The organism is Plantactinospora siamensis (assembly GCF_042434095.1).
Lineage (GTDB): Bacteria > Actinomycetota > Actinomycetes > Mycobacteriales > Micromonosporaceae > KBS50.
Map to the genome: position 1 here is coordinate 1 of NZ_JBHLUE010000009.1, position 12,753 is coordinate 12,753.

Here is a 12,753-nt window from a genome sequence, read left to right on the forward strand (position 1 = left end):
GCCGTCGGGCGCGACCTGACCGCGGCGGGGCCGCGGAGGAGGGCACCGGGCCGTCGGGCGCGACCTGACCGCGGCGGGGCCGCGGAGGAGGGCACCGGGCCGTCGGGCGCGACCTGACCGCGGCGGCGGGGACCGGGCCGTCGATCGGGCGCCGTCGCGGGCCGGAACCGGGCCCCAACGCGGGGACGGCCCGGCCTACGCAGGCTCGGTCCGGACGGTGGTGGCGGTCCCGGCCGGGCTCACCGCGGCGACCGTCCCGCCGTCCGGCGTGCTGAGCCGGTACGTGAGGCCGGGCCAGCCGACCACGGTGAGGTCCTGCGCCGGCACGGCCACCCGGCCGCCGTCCGGCATCGCGACCGGTTGCCCGGCACGCAGCACCCGATGGGTGTCCAGGGCGGCGCCGACGGCCGTGATCAGCCGCTCGCTGGCGCTCAGCGCCTGCGGCAGCCCACTCAGCACGCTGCCGTGCTGGCCGAAAACGGCGCCCACGATGGTGACGGTGCGCCCGTCGACCCGGCGGGTGGCCGCGAACAGCAGGCAGCCGCCGGCCGCGCTCATCGAGCCGGTCTTGAGGCCGATCACCCCGGACCGGCCGAGCAGCCGGTTGTAGTTGGTGACCGTGCCGGCCACCGGGATGGTGGCGCTGGGCAGCCGGACGATCTGGCGCAGCGCCGCCGACCGCAGCGCCGCGTGGCCGAGCCGGACCTGGTCGGCCGCGGTGCTGGTGGTGGCGGCGTCCAGGCCGGACGGGTCGGTGTATCGGGTGTGCCGCATCCCCAGGTCGGCCGCCGTGGCGTTCATCTTGGCCACGAACGCCTCGATGCTGCCGGCATCCCATCGGGCCAGGATGCGGGCGACGTTGTCGGCCGAGGGCAGCAGCAGCGCGATCAGGGCCTGCCGTTCGGTGAGCCGCTCGCCGGCCTGGACCGGCACCAGCGACTGGCCCTCGGCGCGTTCCCGCGGGTACCGCGCGGCCTCGGCTGCGGTCACCGTGAGGGTGGGGCCGGCGGCGCCCGGTTCGAGGGGATGGTCGCGCAGGATGACGTACGCGGTCATCACCTTGGTGACGCTGGCGATCGGGCGCGGCGTCTGGCCGCCGGACGACCCGACCGGGCCGATGCCCTGCACCTCGACGTGCGCCTGCCCGGTGGCCGGCCAGGGCAGCCGGGGCGCCGCGCCCGGCACCCGGTAGCTGGCCGGCAGCGTCGCCGCGGTCGGCGTGGGCGGCGCTGTCGTGACGCCCGGCTCGGGAACGCCGGTCGCGCCGTCGCCCACCCAGTCGGCCACGGCCACGGTGGAGTCGTGTCCGCGCAGTCCGACGGCCGCGCCGCCGCCGGCGCCGACCGCCGCGGTGAGCGTGAGGGCGATCAGCAGCGTGCGCCGGGACGGTCCCCGGCCGCGCCGGGCGGGCGGCTCGGGTGGGCTCGCGTTGGTCATCCGGACCTTCCTGCGGACCGCCGGGCGGCGGGCCACCGCGCAAAGCGTACGAGGATCTTGACCGGCCCCGCGACCCCGCCCGGATTGTCCTCCGCCGACCGGCGGCTCAGTCCAACGTGGCCAGCTCGGCGGCGGTGAGCCGCAGGGCGCCGGCCGCCACGTTCCGGGCCAGGTGTTCCGGGTCGCCGGTGCCGGGGATGGCCAGCACGTGCGGTCCCCGGTGCAGGGTCCAGGCCAGCCGTACCTGATGCGGGGTGGCGTGGTGGGCGGCCGCGACGGCCTCCACCGCCGCGCCGTGGTCGGTGGCCGCGCCGGCCTCGCGGCGGGACCCGGCCAGGGCGAAGAAGGGAACGAACGCGATGCCCCGCTCGGCGCAGGCGCGCAGCAGGTCGTCGTCGCCCCGGTTGTGGTCGACGGAGTAGCTGTTCTGCACGCAGACCACGGGTGCGATCCGGGACGCCTCGTCGAGGTGGTCGAGCCGGACGTTGGACAGCCCCAGCTGCCGGATCAGCCCGGCCGCGCGGAGCTCGGCCAGCGCGCCGAACGGCTCGGCCACCGAGTCCCGGCCGGGACGCCTGACGATCCGCAGATTGACCAGGTCCAGGTGGTCGCGGCCGAGCCGGCGCAGGTTCTCCTCGACCTGCCGCCGCAGGTCCACCGGGGTCGCGGCCTCGCCGACCCGACCGGATTCGTCGCAGGCGAAGCCGACCTTCGTCGCCACGACCAGGTCCTGCGGGTACGGCGCGAGGGCGGCGCGGATCAGCTCGGTGGCGTACCGGACCGGCCCGGTCCAGACGCCGAGCGTCCCGCCGGGGGAGCGGTAGAAGGCGGCCGTGTCGATGTGGTTGACCCCGAGATCGACGGCCCGGCGCAGCACCGCGATCGCACGGTCCCGGTCGGGGTCGGCGGTCAGGCGCATGGAGCCGAAACCCATCCGGTGCACCCGCCGGTCGCCCAGCATCCAGGTGCCCGCGGCGGCCGCGGTGATCTCGTCGGTAGGCATCCGGCGACCGTAGTGCGCGGACCCGGACGGGCGCAGTCGGCCGGCTACCCGATACCGCGACGGCGCCGATTCGGCTAGCTTTGTAGCGTGGACGAGCAGGCTGGCTGGGCCCAATGGGTCACCCCCGACCTGCCGCTGTACGGCAACGACCACGAACGGTCGGACTTCGCTCCCTGACCGCCCCGAGCATTTGACGCCGGTCTCTGCCATCCGTCATCGCTCGGGAGTCTGCCCGCATGTCCACCGCCATCTCGTCGTCCCGCGGCGTCTCCGGGGTGCTGCGCGCCCCGCACGTGCCGCGGGTGCTGATCGCCAGCCAGGTCGGCCGGTTGCCGCTGGCATCCGCGCCGCTCGCCCTGCTGCTGTACGCCCGGGAGTCGCTCACCATCACCGCGGCCGGCCTGCTGGTGGCCGCGTACACCGCGGGGATGGCCGTCGGCGCTCCGCTGCTGGCCCGGACCGTCGACCGGTGGCGGCAGCCGCCGGTGCTGTGGGGTTCGGCGGCGCTCTCCGGGCTGGGGCTGCTGCTGGTGGTGGCCGCCGGCCACACCATGGCCGGGGCGGCGGTCGGCGCGGCCGTGGCCGGTTTGGGAACCCCTCCGCTGGAGGCGTGCCTGCGGGCGCTCTGGCCGGACCTGCTGCCGGCGGAGCTGGTGCAGGTCGGGTACGCCCTGGACATCGCCCTGCAAGAGGTGATCTTCGTGGTGGGGCCGCTCACCACGCTCGGGGCCGTGGCGCTGGGCGGGCCTTCGGCCGGGTTGGTGGCCGCGGCCGGGCTGCAACTCGCCGGCACCGGGGTGTTCGCGCTGTCCCGCCCGGTGCGTGCCTGGCGCGGCGTACCGGCCCCTCGGCACTGGGCCGGTCCGCTGCGCGCCGGCCGGCTCGTCCTGCTGCTGCTCGGCGTGGCCGGCGGGGGCGCCGGTTTCGGCAGCCTGCCGGTGGCGCTCGCCGCATACAGCGAGTGGGTCGGGGACCGGTCGCTGACCGGATGGCTGCTTGCGGCCGAGGCGGTCGGCGGTCTGGTCGCTGGGCTGCTCTGGACCCGGGTCCGCCCGGGCGGTCCGGCCCGGCTGCCGGTGCTGGCCGGTCTGCTGGCGGTGGGGTTCCTGCCGCTGCTGCTGACGCCGGGCCCGGTGCCGATGGTCGGGCTGCTCGCGGTCTGCGGGGTGACGCTGCCGCCGCTGCTGACCACGGTCTTCGTCACGGCCGACCGGCTGGCCCCGACCGGCACGGTGGCCGAGGCGTTCGCGTGGGTGGTCACCGCGTTCACGCTGGGCAGCGCCGCGGGAGCGGCGCTCACCGGCGCGCTGGTGCCACTGGGCGTCCGGTACGGCTTCGCGCTCCCGCCGGTGGCGGCCGGCCTTGGCGCGGTGTTGATGGTGCTGGTGGTCCGGCCGTCCCGGCCCGGTGCCCGGGAGCGGCTCAGTCCAGGGGCGCCTGCAGTATCGAGTAGCCGCGGCCGCTCGGAATGAATCCGAGCTTGCGGTAGAGGTTGACCGCGTCGGTGTTCGTGGTGTTGACCTGCAGCCTGGCCCGGGCGAAACCGGCCAGCCGGTAGGCGGCGAGAGCCTGGCCGATCAGCGCGCTGGCGAGCCCGAGCCGGCGCCACTGAGGCCGGGTGCCGAGGCACTCGAGCACTCCCTCCCGGGTCCCGTCGGGATCCCGATGCTCGAGGCTGAAGACGAAGGCCGCGATCGACGGACCGTCGGCGGTGTCTGCCAAGGCGAGAAACGAGGCCTCGGGGCGGAAGCTGGGTAGCCCGACCGCATGCTGTGGCCAGCCCTGAGGGTCCGGAAGCAGGGCGTTCGGGCTGTCGGCGTACGCGTCGTTGTGCGCCACCAGGGCGGCGTCGGACTGGTGATCCTCGTAGTGGGTGATCGTGACGCCGGGCGGGGTGGCCGGGGTGGGCGTGGGTTCGTCCACCGTCCGGATGAGGTCCTGGTGGCCGCCGACGACCTGGAACCCCGCCTCGGTGAGCAGGGTGAGCCGGGAGGCGTCCAGCGCGGCGCAGCGGGTGCCGAGCACCGCGGGCAGGTCGGGCCGCCGCTCGCGGCGCAGGCTGCGGGCCCGCTCGAGCTGCCATTCCTGCATTTGCCGGGCGGCCGCGTCGGCAAGCTCGGGGTGTGGCGCGTGGGTCAATCGGATGCGCAGCTGGCCTTGGCCGACGCCCATGTCGGCGGTTTCGGCGTAACCCAGCGCCGCTCCGGTGGCGGCGACCCCGACGAAGGTGTCGCGCTCGAGGTCCAGCCCGGGCCTGGAAAGCCGCGACTCCACCTCGGCCAGGTCGGTTTCCAGCCCGATCGGCGTCGTGCGGTTGATGGCCTGGAAGAGCTCCAGCAGGTTCGCCGCGTCGGAGGGCCGGGCCGGTCGCCACGTCAGGTCGTCCACGATGGGCGATCGTATCGGCGACGGTCAAGGTCGGCCGCCCGTCCCGCCCCACGCTGGCCGCCCACCGGCGCCAGCGGCGGACCCACCATCGCCGACCGGCGCGCCAACGGCGGACCCACCATCGCCGACCGGCGCGCCGGCGGCGCGCCCTGCGTCGGCAACCGGCTACGGGCCTCGACGGATACGACAGCCACCTCATCCGTGCCCGATAACGTGGCTGTCGTATCCGTCGCGCGACCGCCCGGCGTCCGCGGCCGCCCGGCAGGGGAGGAGGGCGGGCATTGACGGTGGCGTGGGATTGACGCCGCCCCGCGCGACGGGCCGGTCGTCGGGGTGGCGTGGCGGCTCGGTGTTGGTGGGGCCCGGCGGCGGGTGGCGTGGCAGGCTGGTCCCGGAGCGACGGAAAGGGGCCACGAGATGGACAGCGCCCAGTGGGACGCCCGGTACGCTGCCGCGACCGAGCTGGTGTGGACCGCGGAACCCAACCGGTTCGTGGTGGAGACCACCGCGGACCTGCCGCCGGGTCGGGCCCTGGACCTCGCCGCGGGCGAGGGGCGGAACGCGGTCTGGCTGGCCGGGCGCGGCTGGCGGGTCACCGCCGTGGACTTCGCCGCCGTGGCCGTCGAGCGCGGACGGGAGCTGGCCCGGCAACGCGCGGTCGAGGTCGACTGGCAGGTGGCCGACGTGACCGCGTACGAGCCGGAGCCGGGCGGGTACGACCTCGTGCTGGTCGCGTACCTGCACCTCGGACCGGCCATGGCCGGGGTGCTGCGCCGGGCGGCCGGCGCGGTCCGGCCCGATGGCCGGTTCGTGCTGGTCGGCCACGACCTGAGCAACCTGACCGACGGTACGGGCGGCCCGCAGGACCCGGCCGTGCTGCACACCCCGGCGTCGGTGGCCGCCGAGCTGCCCGGCCTGCGCGTCGAGCGGGCCGAGACCGTCCGCCGGCCCGTGCCGACCGACGGTGGCGTCGTCGACGCGCTCGACACCCTCGTGGTGGCCGTCCGGCCGTAGGCCGGGTTCCGACAAGCGCCGGTTCCGACAAGCGCCGGTTCCGACGAGCGCCGGTTCCCGGCCACCCGGCTCGACCGGTTGCCCGGTTCCCGGGCAAGACTGTGGCCGAGGGAACCCGGCAACCCCGTTCCCGCTGTCGGATCCGCGTGCCAGGATCGGTGGCGTGGTGACGATCTCGGCGTTGCTCGGGGTGGCCGCCGTCGCGCTGGCGATGGTGCTCACGCCGGGCCCCAACATGATGTATCTGGTGTCGCGCAGCATCACCCAGGGTCGGCGCGCGGGCGTCATCTCGCTGGCCGGGGTGGCGGTCGGCTTCGGCGTCTACCTCACCGCCACCAACCTCGGCCTCGCCGCCATCTTCCTGGCAGTCCCCACGCTGTACATGGCGCTCAAGGTGGCCGGCGCGCTCTACCTGGCCTGGCTGGCCTGCCAGGCGCTGCGCCCCGGCGGGGCGTCGGTGTTCCAGCCGGCCCAACTGCCGGCCGACACGCCCCGCCGGCTGTTCGGGATGGGGCTGCTGACCAACCTGCTCAACCCGAAGATCGCGGTCATGTACCTATCGCTGATACCGCAGTTCGTGCAGCCGGCCCGCGGGCACGTGGCGGCGCAGGGCTTCCTGCTCGGGTCGGTGCAGATCGTGGTGGCGCTCACGGTGAACCTGCTGATCGTGCTCGCGGCGGGCACGGTCGCGGCATTCCTCACCCGCCGCCCCGGGTGGCTGCGCGCCCAGCGGTACGTCATGGGCACCGTCCTCGGCGCGCTGGCGGTGCGGCTGGCCACCGACCGGGCCCGACCCGTCCTCGCCGGCTGACGACGCCCTACCCGGTCAGGTCCTGGATCCGGGTCAGCTTCTCATGCAGCTCGAAGGCGGCGGTGAGGCCGTCCTCCGAGTCGCGTACCCAGCAGGGACCGTCGCCGCACAGCTCGGCCGGCCGCACCGCGGCGGCCGTACCGTCCGGGTTGGCGAACAGCACGACGGGCCGTAACGGCGCGTCGTTGCCGGCGCTGGACGCGACGCCGGCGCCGTCGACCGCCACGGTGGCGCCGGGCTGCTCGACCGAGCCCTGCCAGCCGAGGATCCGGCCGACCAGGCGCTGGTCGCCGTCCAGCCGGCCGTAGTAGAGCGGGTAGGGCTGCGCGATCATGCGTGTCTCCTCAGCAACCGTCGCAGGTGGGGCACGTTGAGGGCGAACAGGGTCAGCATGCCCGCGAGGACGAGCAGCAACCACCAGCCGCCGAGAAGGTTGCCCAGGCCCATCAGCGCGAAGGCGCACCCCAGCAGCAGCGTCTGGTAGGTCTGGCTCGGCCAGCCGGGCGCCCTGCCGAAGCGTCGGCGCACGAGCAGCCACGAGGCCGCGCCGCCCAGCAGGGCGAGCGCGCCGAGGCCCAGGCACCCCCAGCTGGCGATCCACGACAGTTTGTCCACGATCGCCTCCGCCCGCCGCCCGGATGCCTCCACTGTTGCCGGTCGACGCATCCGACAAACGTCGGGCGGTCAAACCGTTGGCCCGGCGGGCCGCGGGTCTGGCATGGTGCCGGCATGGACGACGTCACGCGGGGGAACCGGCTCGCCTGGGAGACCGCATCCCGCAAGCATGTACGCGAGGACGCGGAGCTGCGCGGCCAGGCCCGGGCGGGCGGCGCGTTGTTCGCCACGGAGGTCGAGATGCTCGGGCCGATCCTGGCGACCGGGCCGCACGTCGTGCACCTGCAGAGTGGTCACGGGCTCGACGACCTCGCCCTGACGGCCGCGGGCGCCCGCGCCGTGACCGGCGTCGACTTCAGCGCGACCGCGACGGCCGCGGCGCAACGCCGCGCGGACGATCTTGGCCGGGCCTGCCGGTACGTGCACGCCGCGCTGCCGGGCGCGCCGCTCGCCGGCGGATGCGCCGATCTGGTGTATACCGGCAAGGGCGCGTTGATCTGGATGCCCGATCTCGCGGCCTGGGCGGCGGATGTCGCTCGGCTGCTGCGCCGCGGCGGTCATCTGTTCGTCCACGAGGCCCATCCGGCGGTTCCGCTGTGGACCTGGGACGAGGACGAGCCCCGGATCCGGCCGGACCGCGGCTACTTCGCGGGTAGCCACGTCAATGACACGTTCCCGGCGGGTGGGGCGGTGGAGTGGCAGCACACGCTGGGCGAGATCCTCAACGCCGTGATCGGCGCCGGTCTGGAACTGCGCCGGGTGGAGGAGTATCCCGAGCCGTTCTGGCGGGCGGATGGCGTCGACGCGGCCGCCTGGCGGGGTCGGCTGCCCAACACGTTCGCCCTGCTCGCCTGGCGACCCGAGAGCGCTGCGCACTGACCGGCTGAGGGGTCGGAGGGACCGGCGAAGCGGGTCGTCTGGCCCCTCCGCCGGCCGCCGCCGGCTGCCTACGCTGCCGTCGACGAGCATCCGCGGCGGACAGGGGGCCCGGGATGACCAGCGTGCAGCGGATCCGGCCGGCCGGCGACGTACCGTCGGCGCGGCCGCGGCGGGCGGCGGCGCTGGACCGGTGGGGTCGCTGGGCCGCGCGGCGCCCGGCGGCGGTGCTGGCCGGCTGGGTGGGGCTGCTGGTGCTCGCGGCGCTGTGCGCCGGCTCGTTCACCTCGCGGCTGAGCGCCCAGACCAACGAGGTGCGGGGCGCGGAGTCCGGCACGGCCGCGCGGATGATCGAGCAGGCGTTCCCGGACGCGCCCGCCGAGACCGACTTCGCGGTGCTGCACTCGGACTCGCTGGTGGCGACCGACGCGGCCTTCCGGGCCCGGGTCGCGGCCCTGGTCGACCGGTACCGCGCCGCCCCCGGGGTGCGCCGGGTGACCGATCCGTACGACGAGCCCGGCACACTGGTGGCCGCGGACGGGCACACCGCGCTGGTGCCGATCGGCGTGGACGGCGACGACCGGCGGCTGCGGGAGCTGGCCGAACCGCTCCAGGGCGTCGCCGCGAGCCTGAGCACCGACGCCGTCCCGGTCCGGCTCACCGGCTATTCGCCGCTGGCGGCGGCCACGGTCCGGCAGGCCGACCGCGACCTGGGCCGGGCCGAGCGGATCGGGCTGCCGGCCGCGGCCCTGGTCCTGCTGATCGCCTTCGGCTCGGCGGTGGCCGCGGCCATCCCGCTCACCCTGGGCGTCGCCGCCATCCTGACCTCGTTCGGCCTGCTGGGCCTGCTGTCGTACGCGCTGCCGTTCAGCACCATCGCCCGGTCCTCGGTGACGATGCTGGCGATCGCCCTGGGCATCGACTACTCGCTGTTCATCGTCACCCGCTTCCGGGAGGAGATCGCGGGTGTGGCGCCGGCCGACCGGGCGGGTCGCGCGGCCGCCGTCGGGCGCGCCCTCGGCACCGCGGGGCGCGCGGTGCTGTTTTCCGGGGGCACGGTGGTGATCTCCCTGGCCGGCCTGTTCCTGGTACGCGACCAGAGCGTGCGCACGATGGCGTTGGCCATGATGGTTGCGGTGCTGGCGCTGCTGGCCCTGGCGCTGAGCCTGCTGCCGGCGGTGCTGGGGCTGCTCGGGTCCCGGGTCGACCGGCTGGCCCTGCCGTGGGCCCGACGGTCACTGCGGCATCCCGACCCCGACCGGTCCGGCTGGGCGCGCCTGGCCACCCTGGTCATGCGGCGGCCGGTGCTGGTGGCCGTGGGCGCCGCCGCGCTGCTCGGCGCGCTCGCCGCCCCGGCGTTGGGCCTGCGGTACGGGGTGGACAACGGCGCCGGCACGGTGGCCGACACCCCGGCGGGGCGGGGCTACACCGTGGTCTCGGATTCCTTCGCGCCGGGGCTGGTGGCGCCGATCAGCGTGGTCGTCCGGGGCGAGCGGGCGCTCACCGACGCCCAACTCGAGGCGCTGGCCGGCTTCACCGACCGGACGGCGGCGGACGGGCGGGTCGCCGCCGCCGTGTCCGTGACCTCGGTCCTGGACCGGCGCACCGGCCGGCACGGCGCGGGCGAGCTGGCGACCGCCCGCGCCGTGGCCCCGGCGACGATCTCGGCCCTGGTGGACGCCGCCGGCCGCACCACCGTGGTCACCGTCTGGCCGCGGTACGCCGCCGACGCGGAGCCGACCCAGGCGCTGGTGGCGAGCGTGCGGTCGAGCGCGTCGACCGACCTGGCCGGCGCGGGACTGCGGACCGCGGTGGGCGGCGGGCCGGCGCAGCTCGCCGAGATCACCGCCGAGAACTCCCGGGCCACCCCGCGCGTCATCGCGGCCGTGCTCGGGGCGTCCTGGCTGCTGCTGCTGTTTGTCTTCCGGTCGGTGCTGCTGCCGGTGAAGGCCATCGGCATGAACCTGCTGTCGGTGGGCGCCGCATTCGGCCTCGTCGTGCTGGTCTTCCAGCACGGGTACGGCGCCGGCCTGCTCGGGGTGGGGCGGACCGGCTTCATCCAGATCATGCTGCCGCTGCTGGTGTTCGCCGTGTCGTTCGGCCTGTCGATGGACTACGAGGTCTTCATGCTGTCGCGGATGCGGGAGGAGTGGGAGCGTACCGGCGACAACGCGGCCGCGGTGCGCGGCGGCATCACCCACACGGCCCGGGTGATCAGCTCCGCGGCCGCCATCATGGCGGTGGTCTTCGGCGCCTTCGCCCTCACCCGGATGGTGGAGGGCAAGCAGCTGGGCTTCATGCTCGCGGCCGCCGTGCTGATCGACGCCACCGTGGTGCGCTTGCTGCTGGTGCCGGCGCTGATGCGGCTGATGGGCCGGTGGAACTGGTGGCTGCCGGGCCGCGCCGACGCCCGACGCGCGGGTTGACGCCCGTTGCGGGCCGCGGCCGGTCGGCCGAGCGGGCCGCGGTCGGCTTTGCGGCGCGGGGCCGCGGTCGGCTTTGGGCGCGGGGCCGCGCTCGGCTTTGGCCGCGCGGGGGGCCGCGGTCGGCTGGCGGGTGAGGCCGCGCCCGGCCCCGCCCCGGCGCGGCCCGGTCAGCGGCGCCGGCGCAGCCAGTCCAGGGAGGACCGGCCCAGGGCCGTGGCCATGCCGACCAGGTTGGGGTCGGCGCCCGTGCCGGCCATCGAGGCCAGCCGGAGCAGGAAGCCCGAGTGCACCGCCAGGAACGCGTCGATGGCGTCCGAGTCGAGGTCCCGGGTCAGCGGGTGCCGGTCGGCGAGCGGTTGCGGGTCGATCCCGGCCAGGGTGGCGGTGGACAGCAGCGTGAGAACGTCGCAGTGCGCGGCGCCGACCCAGGCGTGCGGCCAGTCCACCACCCGTACGCCGGCGGGGGACAGCAGCACGTTGAACGGGTAGAGGTCGCCGTGCAGCAGCGTGTCGCCGGCCAGCAGTGGCCCGGCGCCGGTTTCCAGCTCGACGAGCTCGTCGAGATGCGTGGCCGCCCAGGGAGAGAGGGTCGACAGCCGGTCCCCGGCGCCCTCGGCGGCAAGCGCCTGCCAACCGCCGAGGCGCGGCCGACCCAGCAGCGCCGGGTCGACCGGCGCCGGGGTGAGGATCCGGGCCAGCTCGTCGGCGGCCCCCAGGACCTGCTCCAGCTCGTCGAGCCGCCAGGGCTGCGCCGGCAGCCGACCGTCGATCTCCTCGAACATCAGCGCGACCCAGGTGCCGTCGTCGTACGCGTCGAGCAGTCGGGGCACCGGCGCCGCCGCCGGGAGCTGCCCGGAGACGGCGATCTCCCGGCGGTGGAAGCGCGCCACACCGGGCGCCGCCAGCGCGTTGACGGCCTTGACGAAGACGCCCCGGTCGTCGGCCAACCGGGCTCGGACGGCCACCCCCTCGGAGAAGCCGCCGGGCTGGCCGGTGGCGTCGACGACCCGGCTGCCGAGCCGGCGTTCGAGGTTGACCACCAGCTCGGCGGGCAGGTCGGCCCAGCCGAGCCGGCCGCTGCCGGTCATGCTCGCGGCGGACGGTTGGCGGTGCCGGCCGGCCTGTCCGGTCGTCATGTCGGTCCCTCGTTTCTCCGGCGGGAGCGGTGGCCCCGCGGCGGCCCCTGCGGGATGGTCGCCGGCGGCCCACGTCCGGGCCGGTCGCCGGTGCCGATGCCGCCGCCGGCAGGGCAGACCGCCACGCTAACGTCCTCGCCGATGCGCCGCCGCCGCGGGCGGCGCAACGTTGGCCCGGTCACGTTCCGGCCGTCGCGGCGGCCCTGTCCCGCCGCCGTGCCGCCCATTCCGTCGCCGGGGGCGCTGACCGCCGAACCGGCCCGCCGCCCGCAGATGCGGCCCGCCCGCCCGCCGGTGCGGCAAGCCGCCCGCCGGTGCGGCGCCGGAGGACAGCGCCGGAAAGCGGTTGACACCGAATCCGTCCGTCGGGTCGGCTGTGGCCGTGTCCGAGCTGCGCATCGCCCCGGTGGACGGGGACGCCATGATGAACGACTGGCGACACGTCCACAACACGATCATCCCGACCGCTCCACTCTCGCCCGACGATGTTCGCGAGCGGGTGGGGCGGTACCGGCTCGATGTGGCATACCTGGACGACGCGGCCGTGGGCTGCGCGACCGTGCGGCCGCCGACGGACGAGGAGCCGGCGGTCACGGTGATCGCCCGGATCCTGCCGGCGTACCGGCGGCGGGGGTTCGGCCGCACGCTCTACGAGCATGGCCTGGCGCTGGCGCGGGAGCTGGCCGCCGACGCCCCGGTCGAGACGGTGGTGCTGGCCAGCAACGAGGACGGGCTGCGGTTCGCGCTGGCCCGCGGCTTTGTGGAGATCGACCGGTACGTGCTGCCCGGCGACACGATCCCGTTCGTCACGCTGCGGCTGGGGTGAGCCCGCCGCGCGGCTGCGGGCCGCGCGGTGCGGCCGCGGCGTGGCCCACGGCCGACACGGTGCGGTTCGGCGCGGCCGGCGGTCGGCACGGTGAGGTTGGGCGCGGCCGGCGGTCGGCACGGTGAGGTTGGGCGCGGTTCGGCGTGGCCAGGGCCACGGCGCGGCCGGCGGCCGGCACGGCGCTGAGCCGGCGGTCAGCTTCCGGGTTTGGCGACGGGGGG

General features: G+C 75.9%; 12 protein-coding genes. 6 read left to right on the forward strand and 6 right to left on the reverse strand.

Annotated elements, in window-relative coordinates:
• Positions 1 to 195: 195 nt before the first annotated feature.
• Positions 196 to 1,437 (reverse strand): D-alanyl-D-alanine carboxypeptidase family protein, encoded by a 1,242-nt coding sequence (locus ACFFHU_RS12240; RefSeq protein ID WP_377338282.1) that lies wholly within the window; start codon positions 1,435 to 1,437, stop codon positions 196 to 198.
• 106 nt (positions 1,438 to 1,543) lie between these two features.
• A complete protein-coding gene (locus ACFFHU_RS12245) occupies positions 1,544 to 2,440 on the reverse strand; it encodes an aldo/keto reductase (RefSeq protein ID WP_377338283.1) in 897 nt (298 codons plus the stop codon).
• Positions 2,441 to 2,676: 236 nt separating this feature from the next.
• Between ACFFHU_RS12245 and ACFFHU_RS12250 the strand changes: the two genes are divergently transcribed.
• Positions 2,677 to 3,912, forward strand: coding sequence for an MFS transporter (locus ACFFHU_RS12250; protein ID WP_377338285.1), 1,236 nt, complete (start codon positions 2,677 to 2,679; stop codon positions 3,910 to 3,912).
• On the opposite strand, the gene ACFFHU_RS12255 is transcribed toward ACFFHU_RS12250, so the two are convergent.
• A complete protein-coding gene (locus ACFFHU_RS12255; RefSeq protein WP_377338287.1) occupies positions 3,863 to 4,828 on the reverse strand; it encodes a GNAT family N-acetyltransferase in 966 nt (321 codons plus the stop codon). The genes ACFFHU_RS12250 and ACFFHU_RS12255 overlap by 50 nt on opposite strands.
• Positions 4,829 to 5,245: 417 nt before the next feature.
• Here ACFFHU_RS12255 and ACFFHU_RS12260 point away from each other — a divergent pair, with 417 nt between their 5' ends.
• Both ACFFHU_RS12260 and ACFFHU_RS12265 read left to right on the forward strand, forming a co-directional pair.
• On the forward strand, positions 5,246 to 5,842 hold the full coding sequence (locus ACFFHU_RS12260) for a class I SAM-dependent methyltransferase (protein ID WP_377338289.1): 597 nt from the start codon (positions 5,246 to 5,248) through the stop codon (positions 5,840 to 5,842).
• A gap of 163 nt (positions 5,843 to 6,005) precedes the next feature.
• Entirely contained in the window at positions 6,006 to 6,653 is a 648-nt protein-coding gene (locus ACFFHU_RS12265; protein WP_377338291.1) for a LysE family translocator, read from the forward strand.
• Positions 6,654 to 6,660: 7 nt separating this feature from the next.
• Here ACFFHU_RS12265 and ACFFHU_RS12270 read toward each other — a convergent pair whose 3' ends face one another.
• Positions 6,661 to 6,987 carry a hypothetical protein gene (locus ACFFHU_RS12270; protein ID WP_377338293.1) on the reverse strand — a complete coding sequence of 109 codons (327 nt, stop codon included), beginning with the start codon at positions 6,985 to 6,987 and terminating at the stop codon, positions 6,661 to 6,663.
• Positions 6,984 to 7,268: a hypothetical protein gene (locus ACFFHU_RS12275; protein WP_377338295.1), complete on the reverse strand. Its 285-nt coding sequence runs from the start codon at positions 7,266 to 7,268 to the stop codon at positions 6,984 to 6,986. Before ACFFHU_RS12275 ends, ACFFHU_RS12270 begins: the two co-directional genes overlap by 4 nt.
• Positions 7,269 to 7,382: 114 nt before the next feature.
• On the opposite strand from ACFFHU_RS12275, the gene ACFFHU_RS12280 reads away from it, so the two are divergent.
• Positions 7,383 to 8,147 carry a class I SAM-dependent methyltransferase gene (locus ACFFHU_RS12280; RefSeq protein WP_377338297.1) on the forward strand — a complete coding sequence of 255 codons (765 nt, stop codon included), beginning with the start codon at positions 7,383 to 7,385 and terminating at the stop codon, positions 8,145 to 8,147.
• A 113-nt stretch (positions 8,148 to 8,260) separates the two neighbouring features.
• On the forward strand, positions 8,261 to 10,570 hold the full coding sequence (locus ACFFHU_RS12285) for an MMPL family transporter (protein WP_377338299.1): 2,310 nt from the start codon (positions 8,261 to 8,263) through the stop codon (positions 10,568 to 10,570).
• 167 nt (positions 10,571 to 10,737) lie between these two features.
• On the opposite strand, the gene ACFFHU_RS12290 is transcribed toward ACFFHU_RS12285, so the two are convergent.
• Positions 10,738 to 11,706 carry an aminoglycoside phosphotransferase family protein gene (locus ACFFHU_RS12290; RefSeq protein ID WP_377338301.1) on the reverse strand — a complete coding sequence of 323 codons (969 nt, stop codon included), beginning with the start codon at positions 11,704 to 11,706 and terminating at the stop codon, positions 10,738 to 10,740.
• A gap of 382 nt (positions 11,707 to 12,088) precedes the next feature.
• On the opposite strand from ACFFHU_RS12290, the gene ACFFHU_RS12295 reads away from it, so the two are divergent.
• Positions 12,089 to 12,532, forward strand: coding sequence for a GNAT family N-acetyltransferase (locus ACFFHU_RS12295; protein WP_377338303.1), 444 nt, complete (start codon positions 12,089 to 12,091; stop codon positions 12,530 to 12,532).
• Positions 12,533 to 12,753 lie beyond the last annotated feature (221 nt).